General features: G+C 63.8%; 18 protein-coding genes. 10 read left to right on the forward strand and 8 right to left on the reverse strand.

Going from position 1 to position 18,466, the window contains the following annotated elements; translation table 11 throughout:
* Positions 1 to 56 precede the first annotated feature (56 nt).
* Entirely contained in the window at positions 57 to 1,181 is a 1,125-nt protein-coding gene (locus QJT78_RS11255) for a hypothetical protein (RefSeq protein ID WP_028150163.1), read from the forward strand.
* On the opposite strand, the gene QJT78_RS11260 is transcribed toward QJT78_RS11255, so the two are convergent.
* From QJT78_RS11260 to QJT78_RS11270, 3 genes are read right to left on the reverse strand one after another with little or no spacing between them, the layout of a single operon-like run.
* Positions 1,178 to 1,768: a Smr/MutS family protein gene (locus QJT78_RS11260; RefSeq protein WP_038943468.1), complete on the reverse strand. Its 591-nt coding sequence runs from the start codon at positions 1,766 to 1,768 to the stop codon at positions 1,178 to 1,180. The genes QJT78_RS11255 and QJT78_RS11260 overlap by 4 nt on opposite strands.
* Entirely contained in the window at positions 1,765 to 3,318 is a 1,554-nt protein-coding gene (locus QJT78_RS11265; protein WP_028150165.1) for an MltA domain-containing protein, read from the reverse strand. Before QJT78_RS11265 ends, QJT78_RS11260 begins: the two co-directional genes overlap by 4 nt.
* Entirely contained in the window at positions 3,296 to 4,003 is a 708-nt protein-coding gene (locus QJT78_RS11270; RefSeq protein ID WP_014490800.1) for a Tim44/TimA family putative adaptor protein, read from the reverse strand. Before QJT78_RS11270 ends, QJT78_RS11265 begins: the two co-directional genes overlap by 23 nt.
* 403 nt (positions 4,004 to 4,406) lie before the next feature.
* Here QJT78_RS11270 and secB point away from each other — a divergent pair, with 403 nt between their 5' ends.
* A complete protein-coding gene (gene secB / locus QJT78_RS11275; RefSeq protein ID WP_028150166.1) occupies positions 4,407 to 4,892 on the forward strand; it encodes a protein-export chaperone SecB in 486 nt (161 codons plus the stop codon).
* On the opposite strand, the gene dnaQ is transcribed toward secB, so the two are convergent.
* Genes dnaQ through QJT78_RS11295 form a run of 4 tightly spaced genes read right to left on the reverse strand, consistent with a single transcriptional unit; the run spans position 4,889 to position 7,712 of the window.
* The gene (dnaQ, locus tag QJT78_RS11280; protein ID WP_028150167.1) at positions 4,889 to 5,605 is read right to left on the reverse strand and encodes a DNA polymerase III subunit epsilon; all 717 of its coding nucleotides are present in this window, start codon (positions 5,603 to 5,605) and stop codon (positions 4,889 to 4,891) included. The two genes, secB and dnaQ, sit on opposite strands and share 4 nt — an antisense overlap.
* Positions 5,606 to 5,632: 27 nt before the next feature.
* A complete protein-coding gene (gene coaE, locus QJT78_RS11285; RefSeq protein ID WP_028150168.1) occupies positions 5,633 to 6,232 on the reverse strand; it encodes a dephospho-CoA kinase in 600 nt (199 codons plus the stop codon).
* A 23-nt stretch (positions 6,233 to 6,255) separates the two neighbouring features.
* A complete protein-coding gene (locus QJT78_RS11290; protein ID WP_038943471.1) occupies positions 6,256 to 6,864 on the reverse strand; it encodes a Maf family protein in 609 nt (202 codons plus the stop codon).
* Between the two features lie 8 nt (positions 6,865 to 6,872).
* The gene (locus tag QJT78_RS11295) at positions 6,873 to 7,712 is read right to left on the reverse strand and encodes a pyruvate, water dikinase regulatory protein (RefSeq protein ID WP_028150170.1); all 840 of its coding nucleotides are present in this window, start codon (positions 7,710 to 7,712) and stop codon (positions 6,873 to 6,875) included.
* A gap of 66 nt (positions 7,713 to 7,778) precedes the next feature.
* Here QJT78_RS11295 and QJT78_RS11300 point away from each other — a divergent pair, with 66 nt between their 5' ends.
* The 8 genes from QJT78_RS11300 to QJT78_RS11335 all read left to right on the forward strand — a co-directional run bounded on the left by QJT78_RS11300 (position 7,779) and on the right by QJT78_RS11335 (position 17,099).
* On the forward strand, positions 7,779 to 7,994 hold the full coding sequence (locus QJT78_RS11300; RefSeq protein ID WP_028150171.1) for a hypothetical protein: 216 nt from the start codon (positions 7,779 to 7,781) through the stop codon (positions 7,992 to 7,994).
* A 177-nt stretch (positions 7,995 to 8,171) separates the two neighbouring features.
* Positions 8,172 to 8,606, forward strand: coding sequence for a protoporphyrinogen oxidase HemJ (gene hemJ, locus QJT78_RS11305; protein ID WP_028150172.1), 435 nt, complete (start codon positions 8,172 to 8,174; stop codon positions 8,604 to 8,606).
* A 247-nt stretch (positions 8,607 to 8,853) separates the two neighbouring features.
* Positions 8,854 to 10,119: a transcription termination factor Rho gene (rho, locus tag QJT78_RS11310; RefSeq protein WP_014490793.1), complete on the forward strand. Its 1,266-nt coding sequence runs from the start codon at positions 8,854 to 8,856 to the stop codon at positions 10,117 to 10,119.
* A gap of 318 nt (positions 10,120 to 10,437) precedes the next feature.
* On the forward strand, positions 10,438 to 11,796 hold the full coding sequence (gene mnmE, locus QJT78_RS11315; RefSeq protein ID WP_212490747.1) for a tRNA uridine-5-carboxymethylaminomethyl(34) synthesis GTPase MnmE: 1,359 nt from the start codon (positions 10,438 to 10,440) through the stop codon (positions 11,794 to 11,796).
* A gap of 702 nt (positions 11,797 to 12,498) precedes the next feature.
* The gene (gene mnmG, locus QJT78_RS11320; protein ID WP_038943474.1) at positions 12,499 to 14,379 is read left to right on the forward strand and encodes a tRNA uridine-5-carboxymethylaminomethyl(34) synthesis enzyme MnmG; all 1,881 of its coding nucleotides are present in this window, start codon (positions 12,499 to 12,501) and stop codon (positions 14,377 to 14,379) included.
* Between the two features lie 9 nt (positions 14,380 to 14,388).
* Positions 14,389 to 15,159 carry a 16S rRNA (guanine(527)-N(7))-methyltransferase RsmG gene (rsmG, locus tag QJT78_RS11325; RefSeq protein WP_038943475.1) on the forward strand — a complete coding sequence of 257 codons (771 nt, stop codon included), beginning with the start codon at positions 14,389 to 14,391 and terminating at the stop codon, positions 15,157 to 15,159.
* Positions 15,160 to 15,189: 30 nt separating this feature from the next.
* Positions 15,190 to 16,074: a ParA family protein gene (locus QJT78_RS11330; protein ID WP_028150176.1), complete on the forward strand. Its 885-nt coding sequence runs from the start codon at positions 15,190 to 15,192 to the stop codon at positions 16,072 to 16,074.
* Positions 16,075 to 16,211: 137 nt separating this feature from the next.
* Complete coding sequence (locus QJT78_RS11335) at positions 16,212 to 17,099, forward strand: ParB/RepB/Spo0J family partition protein (RefSeq protein ID WP_028150177.1); 888 nt, start codon at positions 16,212 to 16,214, stop codon at positions 17,097 to 17,099.
* 275 nt (positions 17,100 to 17,374) lie between these two features.
* Here QJT78_RS11335 and holA read toward each other — a convergent pair whose 3' ends face one another.
* The gene (gene holA, locus QJT78_RS11340; RefSeq protein WP_038952259.1) at positions 17,375 to 18,403 is read right to left on the reverse strand and encodes a DNA polymerase III subunit delta; all 1,029 of its coding nucleotides are present in this window, start codon (positions 18,401 to 18,403) and stop codon (positions 17,375 to 17,377) included.
* Positions 18,404 to 18,466 lie beyond the last annotated feature (63 nt).

The raw sequence follows: 18,466 nt of genomic DNA on the forward strand, positions 1-18,466 counted from the left end.
TGTGCTCGCTTGTCCGGGACGACGGCGGAGGTAGATCGCGTCAGTTCGGGTGCGGCGTGATCGCCCAGATTCAGAAAAATCCCTGGCGTCTCCTGCTCGCGATCAACGCGGCGGTCATCGTCGGCGTGTTCGTCCACAAGATCCAGCTGCCGCCTTACGTCCCCTACATCCACCTCCTCGTCGACTATCATTTCGGCTTCATCAAGCGCGCGCTGATCGGCGCCATCGTCGCGCTGTTCACGGACAAGGTGCCGGTGTGGCTGGTCTTTGCGCTCGGCGGGGCGACGTGGCTGGTGACGCTTGGGCTGTACGTAAGGCTATTCCAGAAAACGATCGGCTTCACCGCGAGGACGCTGCCGCTGTTCGTCTTCATCGCGGGCTCGCCGTTCTTTCTCAAGAACTTCATGCACACGCTCGGCCATTTCGACATCTATGGCTGCGCGCTGGCGATCATCCTGCTGCTGATGCCGGCGGGCTCGCTGCTGTTCGTCGCAACGGCCGCGCTGTTCTCGATCATCCTCGTGCTGATCCACCACATTCATCTGCTGATGTATGTGCCGACGATCATCACCATCGTCGTGATCAGGCACTACCTCACGCATGGCGCCACCAGAGCGAATGTCGCGTTCGGTTTGGTCGCGTTGCTTGGCGTGAGCGCGCTGTTCTTCGCGGCGCAATTTCTGGGAACGATGCCAATCCCGGAAGCGGATTTCGTCGCCTATCTGAAGACCCGGATGGCCGATCCGGCGCGGACCGACCTGCTGCAATTCGCCTACATCTGGTACCAGCCGCTGGCGAAGGAGGTTTCGGATACCTGGGGCCGCCTGCCGCACAACATCCTCGGCGTGCCGGTGTTTGCCCTGCTGATCTGGCTGCACACGCCACTCTGGCGCTATTTTGCCGGCCTGATCGGCGCGCTCGCGAACGACCTGCACCGGCGCCTCGTCATCGCGGCGCTGATTGGCATCAGCCTCGCCTATCTCGTGATGTTCGCGATGGTGTTCGACTATTCGCGCTGGATCTCGAACTGGGCAGTCTGCCTGTTCCTGATCCTGCACGCGGTGAAGATGCTGCCGGCCAAATGCAATGCACCGCTGATCGCGTCGGAGGATCGGAAGACAAACATCTTCGGCCTGGTCCTCACGCTGATCCCGCGCGTCGGAATCGTCCGGCCGTTCTAATACCTCGCTCGGCGTATCCGCACATAGAGCGCGCCCTCGCCGCCGTGGCCGATATGCGCCTCCTCGAAGCCGACGACGAAGGCGCGGAATTCCGGCAGGCTCAGCCATTCCGGCACCTGGCGGCGGAGCACGCCGCTTTCGCCGCCGCTCCGTCCCTTGCCGGTGATGACGAGCACGAAGGTCAGGCCGTCATCATGGGCGCGATGCAGGAAGCCGGTCAGGGCCCGATGGGCGCGTATCTGGGTCATGCCGTGCAGATCGAGCCGCGCCTCGATCTCGCTGCGGCCGCGCGACAATTTTGTGCGCTCGCGCTTGCCCAGCGGTGCCAGCGGCGGCATCGCCGGCTTTACCACGCGCACGGCCGGCGCGGCAGCGATCGGCCGTGGCGATGGCGCAGATCGCGTAACCGGCGCTGCCGGTGAAGGCTCGGTGCGCGGCGGGGCGTGCGTCTTTGCCACGCGATGCTTCCGCAGCGGCTTGACCTGTTTTGCGACCGCATCCCACAGCGCGCGCTCCTCCTCGCTCAACGCACGGCGGCGCGGCGAGGGACGAGGCTCCAGCACGGGCGGACGGGACGATCGCTTCATTGCTGCCGATGGGGACGATTCTTGACCGGCCGCCGCGGCTCCTGAACGGGCTCTATCACGGGACGCGGCACCGGCAACGGGACCGGATTGGCAACGGCGACTGTCTCACCTTTACCTTGTGCCACGGCTGCGGCCGGAGCCGCCGGCTTGGTCTGATCCTTGGTCGAATCCCTGGCAGGATCGGTCTGCGGAAACAGTTTTGCGATCTTCTCCGAGGGCCGCGGGTCCGGCACCGGCAGCCGCGCGGCGCGCACCGTGGGATCGAGGCCCTTCGGCACCAACATGACAAAGTGCATGGGATGGCGCAGCCGTCCCGAGACGCGGCCGGCATCCGCACCGGCGCCGAAATAGAGATCGGCGCGCGCGGGACCGATGATGGCCGAGCCGGTGTCCTGCGCGATCATCAGCCGGTGGAACGGCGTCTTGGAGCGTTCGGAATCGATCGGCAGCTCGCCCTCGATGAAGAACGGCGTGCCATAAACGTGCAGCGCCTTGTCGACCGCGATCGAGCGGCCGGCGGTCAGCGGAATGCCTTGCGCACCCACCGCTTCTTCCTTGTCGGACAGATTGACCTCGCGGAAGAAGATGTAGGAGCGGTTCTGGCGGCGTAGATCCTTGGCGCCATCGGGGTTCTGCGCCATCCACTCCCTGATCTTCTGCATCGACATCTCCTCCTTCGGAATGATGCCGCGCTCGATCAGGACACGACCGACAGCCGTGTAGGGATAGCCGTTATAAGCGTCGTAATTCAGCCGGACCGTGCCGCCGTCGTCGAACTTGATCCGCGCCGAGCCCTGGATCTGGGCGAACAGCAGATCGGTCGGATCCTTCAGCCAGGCGATCTCCAGCCCGCGGCCGGCGATCTTGCCGTCCTCGATCTCGCCGCGATCGTAATAGGGCACCAGCTTGCGGCGGCCGATCTTGAGGTAGACCGGGCCCTTGTTGGGCAGGCTGACCGAGTCCTGCTTGTAGCCGCGCACGAACAGGTTCGACGGGCGACGATAGACCGGCACGTTGAAGATTTCGGTCTGCGTCCGCGATCCCTCCAGCACCGGTTCGTAATAGCCGGTGACGAAACCGTCGGGCTCGCCGAGGCGCGAGATCCGCAGCGGCGCGAAATTCTCCTCGAAGAAGGTCCTGGCTTTGGAATCGTCGGTGAGCTCGAGCGACTTGGCGGCCCGGCAGGGCTCACTCAGCGAGCCGCCAAGCGCCTTCGGTTCAGCCGCACCGGTCTGCGCGTTGATCGTCCGGCAGCTCGCGCGGAACGTCTTGTAGGCGGCCAGATGGTCGTCGTCGCTCCAGCCTTTCACGTCCGCCCAGGTCAGCGGCAGATATTGCGCACCGGGGATTTCGAACGGCAGTGGGAGCTGCGGATAGGGCAAGGCGCGCGGCGGGGTGGCGGGGAGTGCCGGGAGATGATGGTGATGGCTGCGATAGTGACGCCGCGCCGCCTCGGCGCCGAGCGAAAACGACGACAGCACGACGGCACCTGCGCAAAGCGCCGTCGCGCTGTTCTTGAGGAAATTCTTAATTCGCGCTTCCGGTGCCAACCAGCTTCCAGTTTGGATCGCGAGAGGTGATATCGCGGGCGAAGGTCCAGATGTCGGTGATGTCGGCGACCGTGTCCGCACTTCCGTCGACGATATTGCCGCTCTTGTCGCGGGTGGCCGAGATCATCTGCGAGACGAATCGTATGGTGAGCTGAGCCGTGCGGTCGCGCAGCTCGGCGCCGACGAGCTCGGCCTTGTCGATCGAGACGAAACGCGTCTCGGTCTTCTGCTCATTCTTCTCGCGTTCCTTGATGGCGGCGTCGAAGCTGTCATAGACCTCCGACGACAGCAGGTCGCGCAGCGCGCGGCGGTCGCCATTGGCAAAGGCCAGCACGATCATCTCATAAGCTCCGCGAGCGCCCGAGATGAAATGGCGCGGGTCGAAGGTGGAATCCTTGTCGACGATGGCGTCGAGACCCTGGGCGAGCGCGGTGCCCGGCTCGGTCAGACCCTTCCAGCGGTCGGAGGGCGGGGCCGGCTCGGCGGTCGGCGCCAGCGGAGCCTGGTCGATCACCTTGCCCGGCATGGTCACGACGTTCTTGTCCTGGGCACCCCCCAGCGCATTGCGGGCGGCGGTGCGGTCGAACGGCGGCCGCTCGTTACCCGTCCGCTGTCCCAGCACGCTGCGCAGCCTCAGAAAGATGAAGACCGCCAGCGCCAGGAAGATGATGGTGTAGATGTCCACGTGGTATTCGCTTTCTGGTCTTCTCTAGAAGGGGGCCGTCGCCGGGAAAATCAATCCGGCCAGTAGACCGTTCCATACGGGAACGGCAAGTCTACATCACCATTTTACGTCCGCGGTCTGGTCCGTGGGATGTAGGCACGAAATCTTGCCCGGCCAATGGCGCCTTTTGGCACAGCGCCGAGTGTAGCGCGTTTTATGCCTAAGGGGAAACCCGATCCTGCCCGGAAATCGCGCATCTTCAATCGTTTAACGCGCGATTTCGTCAGGAGGGCCGGGTGAACGTCACAATTGCGGGGGCGGCGCGGATACCCGATCCGGGGCCGTTCGTCCTTGTGGAGTGAGGCGGCCCTATGTTAGCCAACCGCCGCGAAATTCAGCCCAAATCGGGTAAGGAGAGACACTCATGACCAACGGCAACGGCACCCCTCCCGAGGCGGCCCAGGCGGCCCAGCTCAACGTTCTGGCGCAATATATCAAGGACCTTTCGTTCGAGAATCCGAACGCGCCGACCTCGCTCCAGCAGCAGGGCCAGCCGCCCCAGATCAACATCCAGATCAATGTCAGCGCCATCAATCTCAGCGAAACCGAGTTCGAGGTGACGCTGTCGGTCGAGGGCAAGGCCGAGACCGCCGGTAAGATCATGTTCTCGTTCGAGCTTGCCTATGCCGGCGTGTTCCGCATCACCAATGTGCCGAAGGAGAATTTGCATCCGCTGGTCATGATCGAATGCCCGCGTCTGCTGTTCCCGTTCGCCCGCGAGATCATCGCGACCGCCGTGCGCGACGGCGGGTTCCCGCCCCTGATGCTCGATCCGGTCGATTTCGTCGGTCTCTATCGTCAGAACATGGAGCGGCAAATGGCCGCTCAGCAGACGAGCGGTCAGGCCTAAACAGCCGGAGGGGCGGCTGGAGCGGGCAGGAACTCGTTCCAGATCGCCTTGTCACCGAGCGTTGCGATGAAGGCCCGATGGGCCTCGCGCTCGGCATCGGAAATCCGCGGCGCGAGCGGCACGGTCCGCTGCCGCCGCGGCGCATCGCCAGCCGCATTGATGCGAATGTCCTCGCCTTCCGAAGCGAGGAGCAACTGCGATTGTCGCGCCCCGACCAGATCGACATAGACTTCGGCGAGCAACTCGGCGTCGAGCAGCGCGCCGTGCTTGGTGCGGTGTGAATTGTCGATCGAATAGCGCGAGCAGAGATCGTCGAGCCGGTTCGACACGCCCGGATGCTTGCGCCGCGCCAACAGTAGCGTATCGACCAGCCGCTCGCGCGGGATCGCGACGCGTTTTACTTTGTCGAGCTCGGCGTTGATGAAGCCGATGTCAAACGAAGCGTTATGGATCACCAGCGGCGCATCGCCGATGAACTCCAGAAACGCATCGACGACCTCGTGGAATAGCGGCTTGGTCGACAGGAACTCGGCCGACAGCCCGTGCACCGCAAAGGCTTCCGCCGGCATATCCCGTTCGGGATTGATATAGACGTGATACGTCTGGCCCGTCGGCATGCGGTTGAAAATCTCGACGCAGCCGATTTCGACCAGGCGATCGCCGCGGAGCGGATCGAGGCCGGTGGTTTCGGTGTCGAGAACGATTTCACGCATGATCAAGAGGCCGTGTGAACGGGCGAATCAGGCTCGCCGCTGCGGCATCTTAACGACCTCGGCCAGAATGTGCGTGATTTGGGCGCGCACGGGTTCAAGTCCGTGTGACGTATCCACTACGAAATCGGCCCGCTTGCGCTTCTCGGCATCCGGCGTCTGCTTGGCGATGATCGCGTCGAGCTTGGCCTCGTCCATCGTGCCGCGCTCCAGCACACGCTTGCGCTGGAGTTCCGGCGAGGTCGACACCACGACGACGGCGTCGACCCGCTTCTCGCCGCCGGTTTCGAACAGCAGCGGGATATCCAGGACCACGACGGGCGCCTTGGCTGCTTCCGCATCGGCGAAGAATTTTTGCCGGGAGGCGCCGAGCATCGGATGGACGATCTGCTCGAGCTGCTTGATCGCGGCCGGATCATGCACGACGCGCGCGGACAGTTTTGGGCGATCGACCTTGCCGTTCGCGGTGGTGCCGGGAAAGGCGGCCTCGATCGCGGGCGCGGCCTCGCCCTCGTAGAGCTGGTGGACGGCAGCATCGGCGTCGTAGACGGGCACGCCGGCCTCCGCGAACAATTTGGCGGTGGTGGATTTTCCCATCCCGATCGAGCCGGTCAGTCCAAGGATCCGCATCAGCGCGCAGCCATCTCTGTCATTCACACCGCAACTAGCCGTTCGCGCCGCAGGAACGCAAGCAACGGCAGCAGCGGCAGCCCGAGAATGGTGAAATGGTCACCTTCGATGCGCTCGAACAGATGGCTGCCGAGACCTTCGAGCTGATAGGCGCCGACGCTGGTCGTCACCGCATCGCCGGCGGCGTCGAGATAGGCGGAAAGCTCCGTCTCGGTCATCGGCCGCATGGTCATGCGGGCCACCGAAACATCCTCGAAAACGATCTTGCCATCTCGCGCCACCGCCACCGCGGAATTCAGCGCGTGGCTTCTGCCGGCGAGGTCGAGCAGTTGCGCCATCGCCTGTGCGCGGCCTGCGGGCTTGTTGAAGAGACGCTCGCCGAGAGCCAGGGTCTGGTCGGCACCGATCACATAGCTCCCCGGATGACCGGCCGAGACCGCCTTGGCCTTCTCGCGCGCCAGCAGCAGGGCGATGTCATGCGGGCTTGAAAGTTTCGAGGCGGCCTGAATGCCGCGCTCGTCGATATCGGCCGTAATCGCCTTGAACTCCAGTCCGGCACTGGCCAGCAGCATCTTTCGCGCGCTGCTCTGCGAGGCCAGTATCAACGGAGTTTCGCCGCGCCAGAGAGACATCGCCGAAACTATCCCGTGGGCCGGTTGCGCTGGCGATCACTGTAGAGCTTCATGATCGCCGCGGCGGTTTCCTCGATCGATCGCCGCGTCACGTCGAGCAGCGGCCAATCGTGCTTGGCGCTCAGCTTGCGCGCGAATGCGACCTCGTCGGCGACCGCCTGCCTGTCGGTGTAGGTGTCGCCGCTGGTATCGGCACCCATCGAGAGCAGGCGGTTCTGGCGCACCTGGATCAGGCGTTCAGGCGTCGCATGCAGGCTCACCACCAGTGGTCGCGTCAGGGTCTCCAATTGTGCCGGCACCGGAATGCCCGGAACCAATGGCACGTTGGCGGTGCGGATGCCGCGATTGGCCAGATAGATCGACGTCGGTGTCTTGGAGGTGCGTGAGACACCGACGAGCACCACGTCGGCATCGTCGAGGCCTTCGACATGCTGGCCGTCATCGTGGATCATCGTGTAGTTCAGCGCGTCGATGCGCTTGAAATATTCCGCATTGAGGACGTGCTGGGCGCCGACGCGGCCCGTGGTCGCGGCACCGAGATAGGCTTCGAACAACTGCATCACGGGCCCGATGATCGACAGGCTCGGAACGTTGATCTGCTTGCACTTGTCCTCGAGCCGGGAGACCAGATCCTTCTCCAGCAGCGTGAACAGCACGATCCCCGGTGCCTCCTCGATCTCGTCGAGCACGCGATCGAGCTGCTTCTGGCTGCGCACCAGGGGATAGACATGCTCGACCGGGGTGACGTTGGCGTACTGCGCCGCGACGGCGCGCGCGACGGTGATCAGTGTCTCTCCGGTGGAGTCGGAGACCAGGTGGAGATGGAAATAATTGTTCGAGGTCGGCACAAAAGCCCTTTGTATGGAGGCGGTGTGGTTTGTGGATTTCTGTGGACCTTAACCCCTCGGAAAGGCTTGCGCGACACCAGGGGCGGGACAAGTGCCAATTTTCTTCACACCACTGCCCATCGGAACAAGTTCGGCGCCCTGCCGAGAGGGGAACGGGATTGCGCGGACAACCCCTTTGATAAGCTGCCGACAGAAGCGCGCAAGCCTTTGAAGCTGGCCGACTTATCGGAAGCCGCCGGAGGCGTCAGGGATATGTTGATGGATGTGAACAAGCGCGCGTGAACGTGCGGACAGAATTGTGTGAGTCCAATTCACGGTCACATAGACTCAAACCTTAAGAATCTAAGATTCTAGATTTGAGGAAGGCCCTATGGACGGATAAGTGTGCAAGGTGAGACCTTAACGAGTTCTTACTATCCCCAGCGTTCCCTACGCTGGACAGAAAGCCGGGCGCAGAAAATGTTCGAAGACGTCTACCTCTGGATCAAGGCGCTGCATGTGATCGCCGTCATCTCCTGGATGGCGGGCATGCTCTATCTGCCGCGGCTGTTCGTTTATCACTCCGAGGCCGAGATCGGCTCGAAGCAGTCGGAAACGTTCAAGGTGATGGAACGCCGGCTGCTCAAGGCGATCATCAACCCCGCCATGATCGTCACATGGCTTGCCGGGCTCTATCTCGCCTGGTCCGGCCACTGGTTCTCGTTCGGCTGGCTGCACGTAAAACTGGCACTGGTCCTGGCGATGTCAGGGGTCCACGGCTTTTTTTCACGCTGGTGCAAGGATTTCGCCGCCGACCGGCGTCCGCGTAGCCAGAAATTCTATCGCATTATCAACGAGGTGCCGACCGCTCTGATGATTTTGATCGTCATCATGGTGATCGTGAAGCCGTTCTAGGCAACGCTTGCGATGAATCGCTCAGCGCTTCGGCTTGCGGAGTGAGGAGCGATTTTCTATATTAGCGATATCCCACCCAACGCAGGCGGATGTGGTTTTGTCTGAGCTTTCCAGAGGCCGGACACCGCATCAGGTTTGAAGCCTCATCGGCACTCTCCTTGCCAGACCTGCGGACCTTACCTTCTCACGTCCGCATTTCCGAGCCTCCTCGCACCCCCTCCCAAGGTTACCCCACAGGACCACCCCAATGCGGGAAATTAAACTCCAGGACCTCAAGTCGAAGACGCCGGCCGAGCTCGTCTCGTTCGCGGAAGAGAATGGGGTCGAGAATGCCAGCACCATGCGCAAGCAGGAGCTGTTGTTTGCCATTCTCAAGCAGCTTGCGCTCGCCGAAACCGACATCGTCGGCGAAGGCGTCGTCGAGGTGCTCTCCGATGGTTTCGGATTCCTCCGCTCGCCCGATGCGAATTATCTGCCGGGTCCGGACGACATCTACGTTTCGCCCTCGCAGATCCGCCGTTTCGGCCTGCGCACCGGCGACACCATCGAAGGCCACATTCGCAGCCCGAAAGAGGGCGAGCGCTATTTCGCGCTGCTGAAGGTCAACACACTCAATTTCGAGGACCCGGAAAAGGCCAAGCACAAGGTCAATTTCGACAACCTCACGCCGCTGTTTCCGAATCAGCGTTTCCGCATGGAAATCGACGATCCGACGCGGAAAGACCTTTCTGCAAGGGTGATCGACATCGTCGCGCCGATCGGCAAGGGCCAGCGCGCGCTGATCGTCGCGCCGCCGCGCACGGGTAAAACCGTGCTGATGCAGAACATCGCGCACTCGATCACGCACAATCATCCGGAATGCTATCTGATCGTGCTTCTGATCGACGAGCGTCCGGAAGAAGTCACGGACATGCAGCGCTCGGTGAAGGGCGAGGTCGTGTCGTCGACCTTCGACGAGCCGGCGGTGCGTCACGTCCAGGTCGCCGAGATGGTGATCGAAAAAGCAAAACGGCTGGTCGAACATGGTCGCGACGTCGTGATCCTGCTCGATTCGATCACCCGCCTCGGCCGCGCCTACAACACCGTGGTGCCGTCATCCGGCAAGGTGCTGACCGGCGGTGTCGACGCCAACGCGCTCCAGCGCCCCAAGCGCTTCTTCGGTGCTGCCCGCAACATCGAGGAGGGCGGCTCGCTGACCATCATCGCGACCGCGCTGGTCGATACCGGCAGCCGCATGGACGAAGTCATCTTCGAAGAGTTCAAGGGCACCGGTAACTCGGAACTGATCCTGGACCGCAAGGTCTCGGACAAGCGCACCTTCCCGGCGATCGACATCTCGCGCTCCGGCACCCGCAAGGAGGAGCTCATCACTGATACGCAGGTCCTCAAGAAGATGTATGTGCTCCGCCGGATCCTCAACCCGATGGGCACGATGGACGCGATCGACTTCCTGCTCGACAAGCTGCGCTCGACCAAGAGCAATTCGGAGTTCTTCGATTCGATGAACACCTGAGTGCGGTGCAATATGAGATCAGAGGGCGCCTTCGGGCGCCCTTTTTCTTTTGTGCGGCTTTGCTGCGGAAGAAGTGCAGCATGGCAATGGGGCGAAGGGAAAATCCGGGTTTTCCACAAGTAGTTGATATACTTACGTAATGCTTGACTTTGGCTGACGATTTGGTGCCTGAGCGAGGCCGCCTCTGCAACAAAATGCTGTGCTTTATGATGCATCGCAGTATGGCCGTTGCTGCGGGCCGGAGCGCAGCAAAAGGGGGGCGCCGGCATTGCGAGAACGGGCCGTTTGCCTTTTCCCCGCCAGCCGGACAAATAGGTCATGCATCCGCGAGACCAGACCATCTTTGCGCTGTCGTCCGGCCGTGCGCCGAGCGCGATCGCTGTGGTGCGGGTCTCCGGATCGCAAGCGAGGCTCGCGCTGACGACGCTGGCGGGGAGGCAGCCGGCGCCGAGACAGGCCAGCCGCAGGCTTCTCCGCGATGGCACGGGCCAGGCGATCGACGACGCGGTCGTGCTCTGGTTTCCGGGGCCGGGCAGCGCGACCGGCGAGGACGTCGCCGAATTTCACGTCCATGGCGGCCGCGCGGTGCTCGCGGCACTGCTCGCCGCGATTTCTAATATTCCGAATACGCGTGCGGCCGAGCCCGGCGAGTTCACGCGGCGTGCGTTCGAGAACGGCAAGCTCGATCTCACCGAAGCTGAGGGTCTCGACGATCTCATCCACGCCGATACCGATCGCCAGCGCCGCCAGGCGCTGCGCCAGTTGCAGGGCCTGCTCGGCGATCGCGCGCGCGACTGGCGCGAGCGCATCATCGAGGCGTCGGCGCTGATCGAGGCCGGCATCGATTTTTCCGACGAGGGCGATGTACCGGCCGAGCTGAGGGCGCCGGCGGTGAAAGCGATCAAAGCACTGCATGACGAAATCACAAAGGTCCTTGCGGCACAGGGACATTCTGAGCGCCTGCGCGACGGTCTGGTGGTTGCGATCGCGGGTGAGCCGAATGTCGGCAAGTCGACGCTGATCAATCAGCTGGCGCGCCGCGAGGTCGCGATTGTCTCGCCCTACGCCGGCACCACGCGCGACGTGATCGAGGTGCAGCTCGATCTCGACGGCTACCCGGTCACGGTGATCGACACGGCTGGCATCCGGGAGACCGACGATCCCGTGGAGAAGGAAGGCGTGCGCCGGGCGCGAGCGCGAGCCGACGCCGCCGACCTCGTGCTGTGGCTGGTGGAGGGTGGGCACGCCGTCGATCCGGGCGCGATGCAATCGCTGGTGAAGTCCGGCCCCGGGTGCGATCAATCAAGCGGCTCGGTCTGGATCGTCCGCAACAAGATCGATCTGGGCGAGGTGGGGGAATTCGGGCCGGGCGGCGAGTTCGGGATCTCGGCGAGCCGGGGGGACGGGGTTCCCGACTTGATCGACGCTCTCGTGAAATTCGCCGCCGAGTTTTTCGGGACGACCGAGGGCGCATTGGTGACCCGGGCCCGTCAGCGAGATCTGTTGCGCCGGGCCTCAGACAGCTTGCGCCGAAGTCTGGAACTTGTAGAAGACGGCGAAGAGCTTGCCGCCGAAGAGCTGCGTGCTGCGGCCTATGCCTTGGGTCGTCTGTTGGGCCGGGTCGACGTCGAGGACGTCCTCGGGGCCATCTTCCAGAAATTCTGCATTGGAAAGTAGGACTAGTTCTTCATTGTAGAACTAGCGCTTCCTCCGATCCTTGCATTTCAGTGAAACGAGGCCTCGTTTCGTAGCCCGGATGAAGCGAAGCGCAATCCGGGGACGGCGTCTCAGCCGGAACACCTTTCCCGGATTTCGCTGCGCTCCATCCGGGCTACAAGCTTGTCCCGCTCCTTGCGTCTCACGTGAAGCAGCAGCGGGATGGGTTCCGGTCCAGTTCACGCGGAACGCGTGCTTGCAGGCTCCGGCCTGTTTCACGTGAAACAGCGGGGCGAGTGGCCCGCCTCGGTCTCAGTGTTCGTGCGCACGGCCTGATCGCCTGAAGGGCAGTGAGGGTCGTGGCCGGTGGCCGTCCCCCAGTTTCGTCATTGCGACGAGCCCTTGCGACGAAGCAATCCAGACGGCCTCCACGGAGGGATTCTGGATTGCTTCGCTGCGTTCGCGGATGACGGAGTAGACCGATCGCTTGTGCCCGCTCTACCCGCGTCCAGAGCCGTGCGAGATCTCGCCAGGAGTTCTCTCCCGGTCAGACCCATCTTGTTTCACGTGAAACAGCGGTCCTCTCAATGCCCCTTCTACTGTGCATGGGGTTGTTTTCGCGAAAATGCGCATCGCCTCCCTGGCCGCACCGTTTCACGTGAAACAACCGCCTCACCCAGTTTCTACTTCCGGCTTGTCCACCTCTGAGATAGAAGTCCGCCCATGCGAACAGAGCGAGAGAGTTTCGACGTCATCGTGATTGGCGGCGGCCACGCCGGCTGTGAGGCCGCGGCTGCTTCCGCCCGGATGGGTGCGACGACCGCTCTGGTGACGCACCGTTTCTCCACCGTCGGCGCGATGTCCTGCAACCCCGCCATTGGCGGTCTGGGCAAGGGCCATCTGGTCCGCGAGGTCGATGCGCTCGATGGCCTGATGGGCCGAGTCGGCGATGCCGGCGGCATCCAATTCCGCGTCCTCAATCGCCGCAAGGGTCCGGCTGTCCGCGGTCCCCGGGCTCAGGCCGACCGGAAGCTCTATGCCGCAGCCATGCAGGCCGCGATCCGGGACACCGAAGGTCTTTCCGTCATCGAGGGCGAGGCAGACGAGCTGATCGTGGTCGAAGGCCGGGTGACCGGACTACGCCTGGCGGATGGCCGCGAGCTTCGGGCAGGGGCTGTCGTCGTCACCACCGGCACCTTCCTCCGCGGTCTGATCCACCTTGGCGAGAAGAACTGGCCCGCTGGCCGGGTCGGCGAAGCCCCGGCGATGGGTCTTTCCGCCTCCTTTGAGCGGGCAGGCTTCACCCTTGGACGGCTCAAGACCGGCACTCCGCCGCGTCTGGACGGCACCACGATCGACTGGTCCGCGGTCGAGATGCAGCCCGGAGACGAGCCGCCGGAGCCGTTCTCGGTGATGACCGAGCGGATCACGACGCCGCAGATCCAGTGCGGGATCACCCGGACTACGCCCGCGACCCATGAGGTGATCCGGGCCAACGTCCATCGCTCGCCGATGTACTCTGGGCGGATCAAGAGCTCCGGACCGCGCTACTGTCCCTCGATCGAGGACAAGATCGTCCGCTTTGGCGACCGCGACGGCCATCAGATCTTCCTGGAGCCCGAGGGGCTCGACGATAGCACCGTCTATCCCAACGGCATCTCGACCTCGCTGCCGGAGGAGGTCCAACTCGCGATCCTCGCCAGCATTCCTGGCCTGGAGCAGGTGAAGATGGTCCGCCCAGGCTACGCCATCGAATACGACCACATCGATCCCCGCGAGCTCGATCCGACCCTCCAGACCAAGCGGCTGCGCGGCCTGTTCCTGGCGGGTCAGATCAACGGCACCACCGGATACGAGGAAGCTGCCGGGCAGGGTATCGTGGCCGGCCTGAACGCGGCTTTGGCCGCGAGCGGCGCCGCCCTGACCGTGTTCGACCGTGCCGATGGTTATCTCGGCGTGATGATCGATGACCTCGTCACCCGCGGGATCAGCGAACCCTATCGGATGTTCACCTCGCGCGCCGAGTACCGGCTCACCCTGCGCGCCGACAACGCCGATCAGCGCCTCACCGAGAAGGGGATTGCGCTCGGATGCGTCGGGAGCGCCCGGACGCAGCATCATCGCGCCAAGATGGACGCCTTGAATGCGGCCAGGGCGCTGTCGAAGTCCCTGACCATCACCCCGAACGAGGCGATCAAGCACGGCCTGTCCCTGAACCGGGACGGCCAGCGCCGTTCGGCCTTCGAGTTGATGGCCTATCCTGATATCGGCTGGAGCCAGGTCCAGACTATCTGGCCGGAGCTGTCGGCGATCGACCCAGTCATTGCCACCCATCTGGAGATCGACGCGAAGTACGACGTCTATCTCGAGCGCCAGAGCGCCGACGTCGAAGCTTTCAGGCGAGACGAGGGGATGGTGCTGTCGGACGTCGATTACCAGCAGGTCCCCGGTCTTTCCAATGAGGTGCGGGCCAAGCTGGAGAAGGCGCGGCCGTTCACCGTCGGCCAGGCTGGCCGGATCGACGGCATGACGCCGGCGGCGCTCGGCATCCTCGCGGCCTACCTCCGGCGCGAGGCGCGGAAGACCTCAAAGGCGATCGCATAGGCGTTTCACGTGAAACAGCGCGGGCCGGGCGGCAGATCGTCATCAGGGAAACCATCGGCAGGTGAGGGCGCGAGCCGTCGATCCGAGTCGACGCCGATCAAACCGAAGATCGACAAGGCCAGCGCCAATGATCGGTCGCTGGACGCCATCATCGCAGCGGACAAGCTCGCAGCGCTCAGGCTCGCCCCCGTTTCACGTGAAACCGAGGAACGACTCGACCGCTACATCGCGCTGCTCCGGGAGTGGCAGGCCAAGACCAATCTGGTGGCGCCCTCGACCCTGCCGCAGCTCTGGACCCGGCACATCGCCGACTCGCTCCAGCTCGTCGATCTCGCCCCTTCGGCCAAACGCTGGGCCGACCTCGGCAGCGGCGGCGGCTTTCCCGGAATCGTCCTCGCCTGTGCCATGGCCGGGACGCCTGGCGCCAGCGTCCATCTCGTCGAGCGAATCGCCAAGAAGGCGGCCTTTCTGCGCGAAGCAGTCCGCGTCACCACATCTCCGGGGGTCGTACATCTCGCTGAGATCGGGGATAATGTGGATAGAATCACCGGCCCCGTCGATTGCGTCACCGCGCGTGCGCTCGCTCCGCTACATCAACTCATCGGCTTTGCGGAGCCGCTGATGCGCCAAGGTGCAAAAGCGTTGTTTCCGAAGGGGCAAGATGTAGAGGCTGAATTGACCGAAGCCGCTAAATATTGGAATATTCAGCCGCAGCTTCACCAAAGCCGTACCGGCGACGGTTGGATCGTCGAGCTGACGTCCGTCGAGCGACGCGGCTGAGGCGTTCAGGGGTCGAGTGGGGAATTTGCGATGAGCGTGATTGACGAACCCGAGCAAGAACAGACTGCCCAAGAACAGACCACCCAAGAACAGGCCGCTGAGGTCCCGCAGGGCCACCCGCGCATCCTGGCGCTGGCGAATCAGAAGGGCGGCGTGGGAAAAACAACCACGGCGATCAATCTTGGTACGGCACTCGCTGCGATCGGCGAGCGCGTCCTGATCGTCGATCTCGATCCGCAGGGCAACGCTTCGACCGGCCTCGGCATCGATCGCCGTAACCGCTCCTGCTCGACCTATGACGTGCTGATCGGTGAATCGAGCTTGCGCGAAGCCGTGGTCTCGACCGCGGTGCCGCGGCTGCACATCGCACCCTCGACCATGGATCTCTCCGGCCTCGAGCTCGAGCTCGGTACCACGCCCGGCCGCGCGTTCAAGCTCCGTGACGCCATCGGCGCGCTCAACAACAACGTCTCGCCCGACGCCGACTACACCTATGTGCTGATCGACTGCCCGCCCTCGCTCAACCTGCTCACGGTGAACGCGATGGCCGCCTCCGATGCGATCCTGGTGCCGCTGCAGTGCGAGTTCTTCGCGCTCGAAGGTCTGTCGCAATTGCTGCAGACGGTGGAGCAGGTGCGCTCGACGCTCAATCCGACCCTGTCGATCCACGGCATCGTGCTGACCATGTTCGACTCGCGCAACAACCTCTCGAACCAGGTCGTCGCCGACGTCCGTCAGTTCATGGGCGAGAAGGTCTACAAGACCATGATCCCGCGCAACGTGCGCATCTCGGAAGCGCCGTCCTACGGCAAGCCGGTCCTGGTCTACGATCTCAAATGTGTCGGCAGCGAAGCTTACTTGCGGCTCGCCACCGAAGTGATCCAGCGCGAGCGCGAGCTGCGCACCACGCATTGACGCTGCCGTAGGGTGGGCAAAGGCGTCTTCGCCGTGCCCAGCATCTTCTACACACAACTGGTGGGCACGCTTCGCTTTGCCCACCCTACGATAATTCAGTTCTGGAGTGTTGCACCGTGAATCCAAGGGAGCTGGCGATGGCCGACGAAGCGCGTTCGCGACTGGGCCGGGGTCTTGCAAGTCTGATCGGTGATGTCGGCGGCGAGGCTCAGCATGTCGATCGTCCGCGCGCGCAGCGCAAGGTACCGATCGAATTCATCAAGCCCAATCCGCGCAACCCGCGCCGCGCCTTTTCGGAAACGGAGCTCAAGGAGCTCTCTGATTCGATCAGGCAGCACGGCGTGATCCAGCCGATCGTCGTGCGTCCGGTGAAGGGCGCGCAGGATCGCTTCGAGATCATCGCCGGCGAACGGCGCTGGCGCGCATCGCAGATGGCCGGCCTGCACGAAGTGCCAATCGTGCCGGTCGACATCAGCGACAGCGATGCGCTGGAGTTCGCGATCGTCGAAAACGTGCAGCGCGAAGACCTCAACCCGATGGAAGAGGCGCTCGGCTATCACGCGCTCGCCAACGAGTTCAAACGCAGCCAGGACGACATCGCAAAGGTCGTCGGCAAGAGCCGCAGCCACATCGCCAACATGATGCGGCTGACGAAACTGCCGGCCGAAGTGCAGGCCTTGATCACGAGCGGCGAGCTGACCGCCGGCCACGCCCGTGCGCTGATCGGCGTGCCCGATCCGCTCGCATCAGCCAGGCGCATCGTCGCGGAAGGCCTCAACGTCCGCCAGGCCGAGGCGCTCGCGCATGAAGAGGGTGTGCCGGAGCGCAAGCCGCAGAAGGCGCGCAGCACCGGTGGGAAGGAAAAGGACCCTGATACGATCGATCTCGAAAAGCGCGTCAGCGATGCGCTCGGCCTCAAGGTCACGGTCAATCACCGCGACCCCGGCGGCTCCGTCCAGATCAACTACCGCAACCTCGATCAGCTCGACGAGGTGATGAAGCGGCTCGCGAAGGGCGCGCTGTAGACCTAGCCCTCAGTGTCGTCCCCGCGTTCGCGGGGACCCATACCGCGTGATCTCTCGATTGGATCTGTCGCAGTACCGGACTGCGAGTCTTCGCCAAACTTCTCCCTGGGGTTATGGGTCCCCGCGTTCGCGGGGACGACACCGGGTATTTGGCGCGCATCTGTTTCCACATCGTCATTGCGAGCGAAGCGAAGCAATCCAGATTCTTTCCGCGGAGGGACTCTGGATTGCTTCGTCGCTTGCGCTCCTCGCAATGAGGTGGAGAGAGCGGTGCCTCAGCCGCGCCGCTTCGCATTCGCGGCGATGGCCATCAGCGTGCGCTGGGCGATGGCGGCGGCTAGCGTCGATTGCTTGCGGGTGTCGAGCGCGGCGGTCGCGAGCTGCTCGATGATTGCGGCGAGCCGCGCCACGCTGAAATTGCGCAGCGCCGTTTCGACCGCCGGCTTTCGCGAAAAATGCAGGCGCGGATAGCCGCCCTCGAGCACGGCGGAGGCAGGCTGGCCGTCGGCGATCGCGAGCGCAGATTTGTGCAGCCACGCGGCCTGGCGCTGCGCGGCGGAGATGATCACGCCGGGATAGGTGCCGGCGATCATGGCCTTCGCAAATTCGGTCTCGACGATGTCGGGCCGGCCGGCGAAGGCGCCGTCGACGATCGGATCGAGTTTCAGCTCGGACGCATCGGCAACGACGGACATCACATCATCCAGCGTGATCTCGCCTTTGCCATGCGCATAGAGCGTCAGCTTGCGCAGCTCATTGCGCGAGGCCTGGCGGTCGCCGCCGAGGAATGACATCAGCGCCGCGCGGGCATCCTGCGCGATGCGCAGATTGGCGATGCGGAGCTCGTCGTCCATCAGCTTGGCAAGGTCGCGCTCGGTGTCGGGATAGCAGCCGATCGCCACGGCCGTCTTGGCCTTCTCGCAGGCCTTGCGCAGCGGCGATTCCGGGCGCAGCTCGCCGGCCTCGATCACGATGCGGCAATCCCTCACGCCCATCTCCGCTAGCGTATCGATCCCGCTGGCAAAGCTGCGCGAGCCGGCGCGGACGCGGATGGCGCGGCGGCCGCCGAATAACGGCACCGTCATGGCTTCATCGACGAGCCGCGACGGCTCGGCGGAGAGTTCGTCGCCGTCGAGCTTGACGAGCGAGAAGGGATCGTTGGGGTCGTCGACGGCCGAGGCAATCAGTGCATCGGCGCGCTCGCGCACGAGGCCGGCATCGGGACCGTAGAGCAGGATGATCGGTCGGCCCCCGTCGGGACGGGCGAGGAAGGCGTCGATCTCTTTTCCGCGCAGCGCGACCATCGGACCTGACTGTCATTCCAGGGCGCACGAAGCGCGAACTACGGCGCGCAATTGCGCGCCTGA

The sequence above is a fragment of the Bradyrhizobium sp. Mp27 genome, assembly GCF_029953005.1.
GTDB classification, from domain to species: Bacteria; Pseudomonadota; Alphaproteobacteria; order Rhizobiales; family Xanthobacteraceae; genus Bradyrhizobium; species Bradyrhizobium barranii.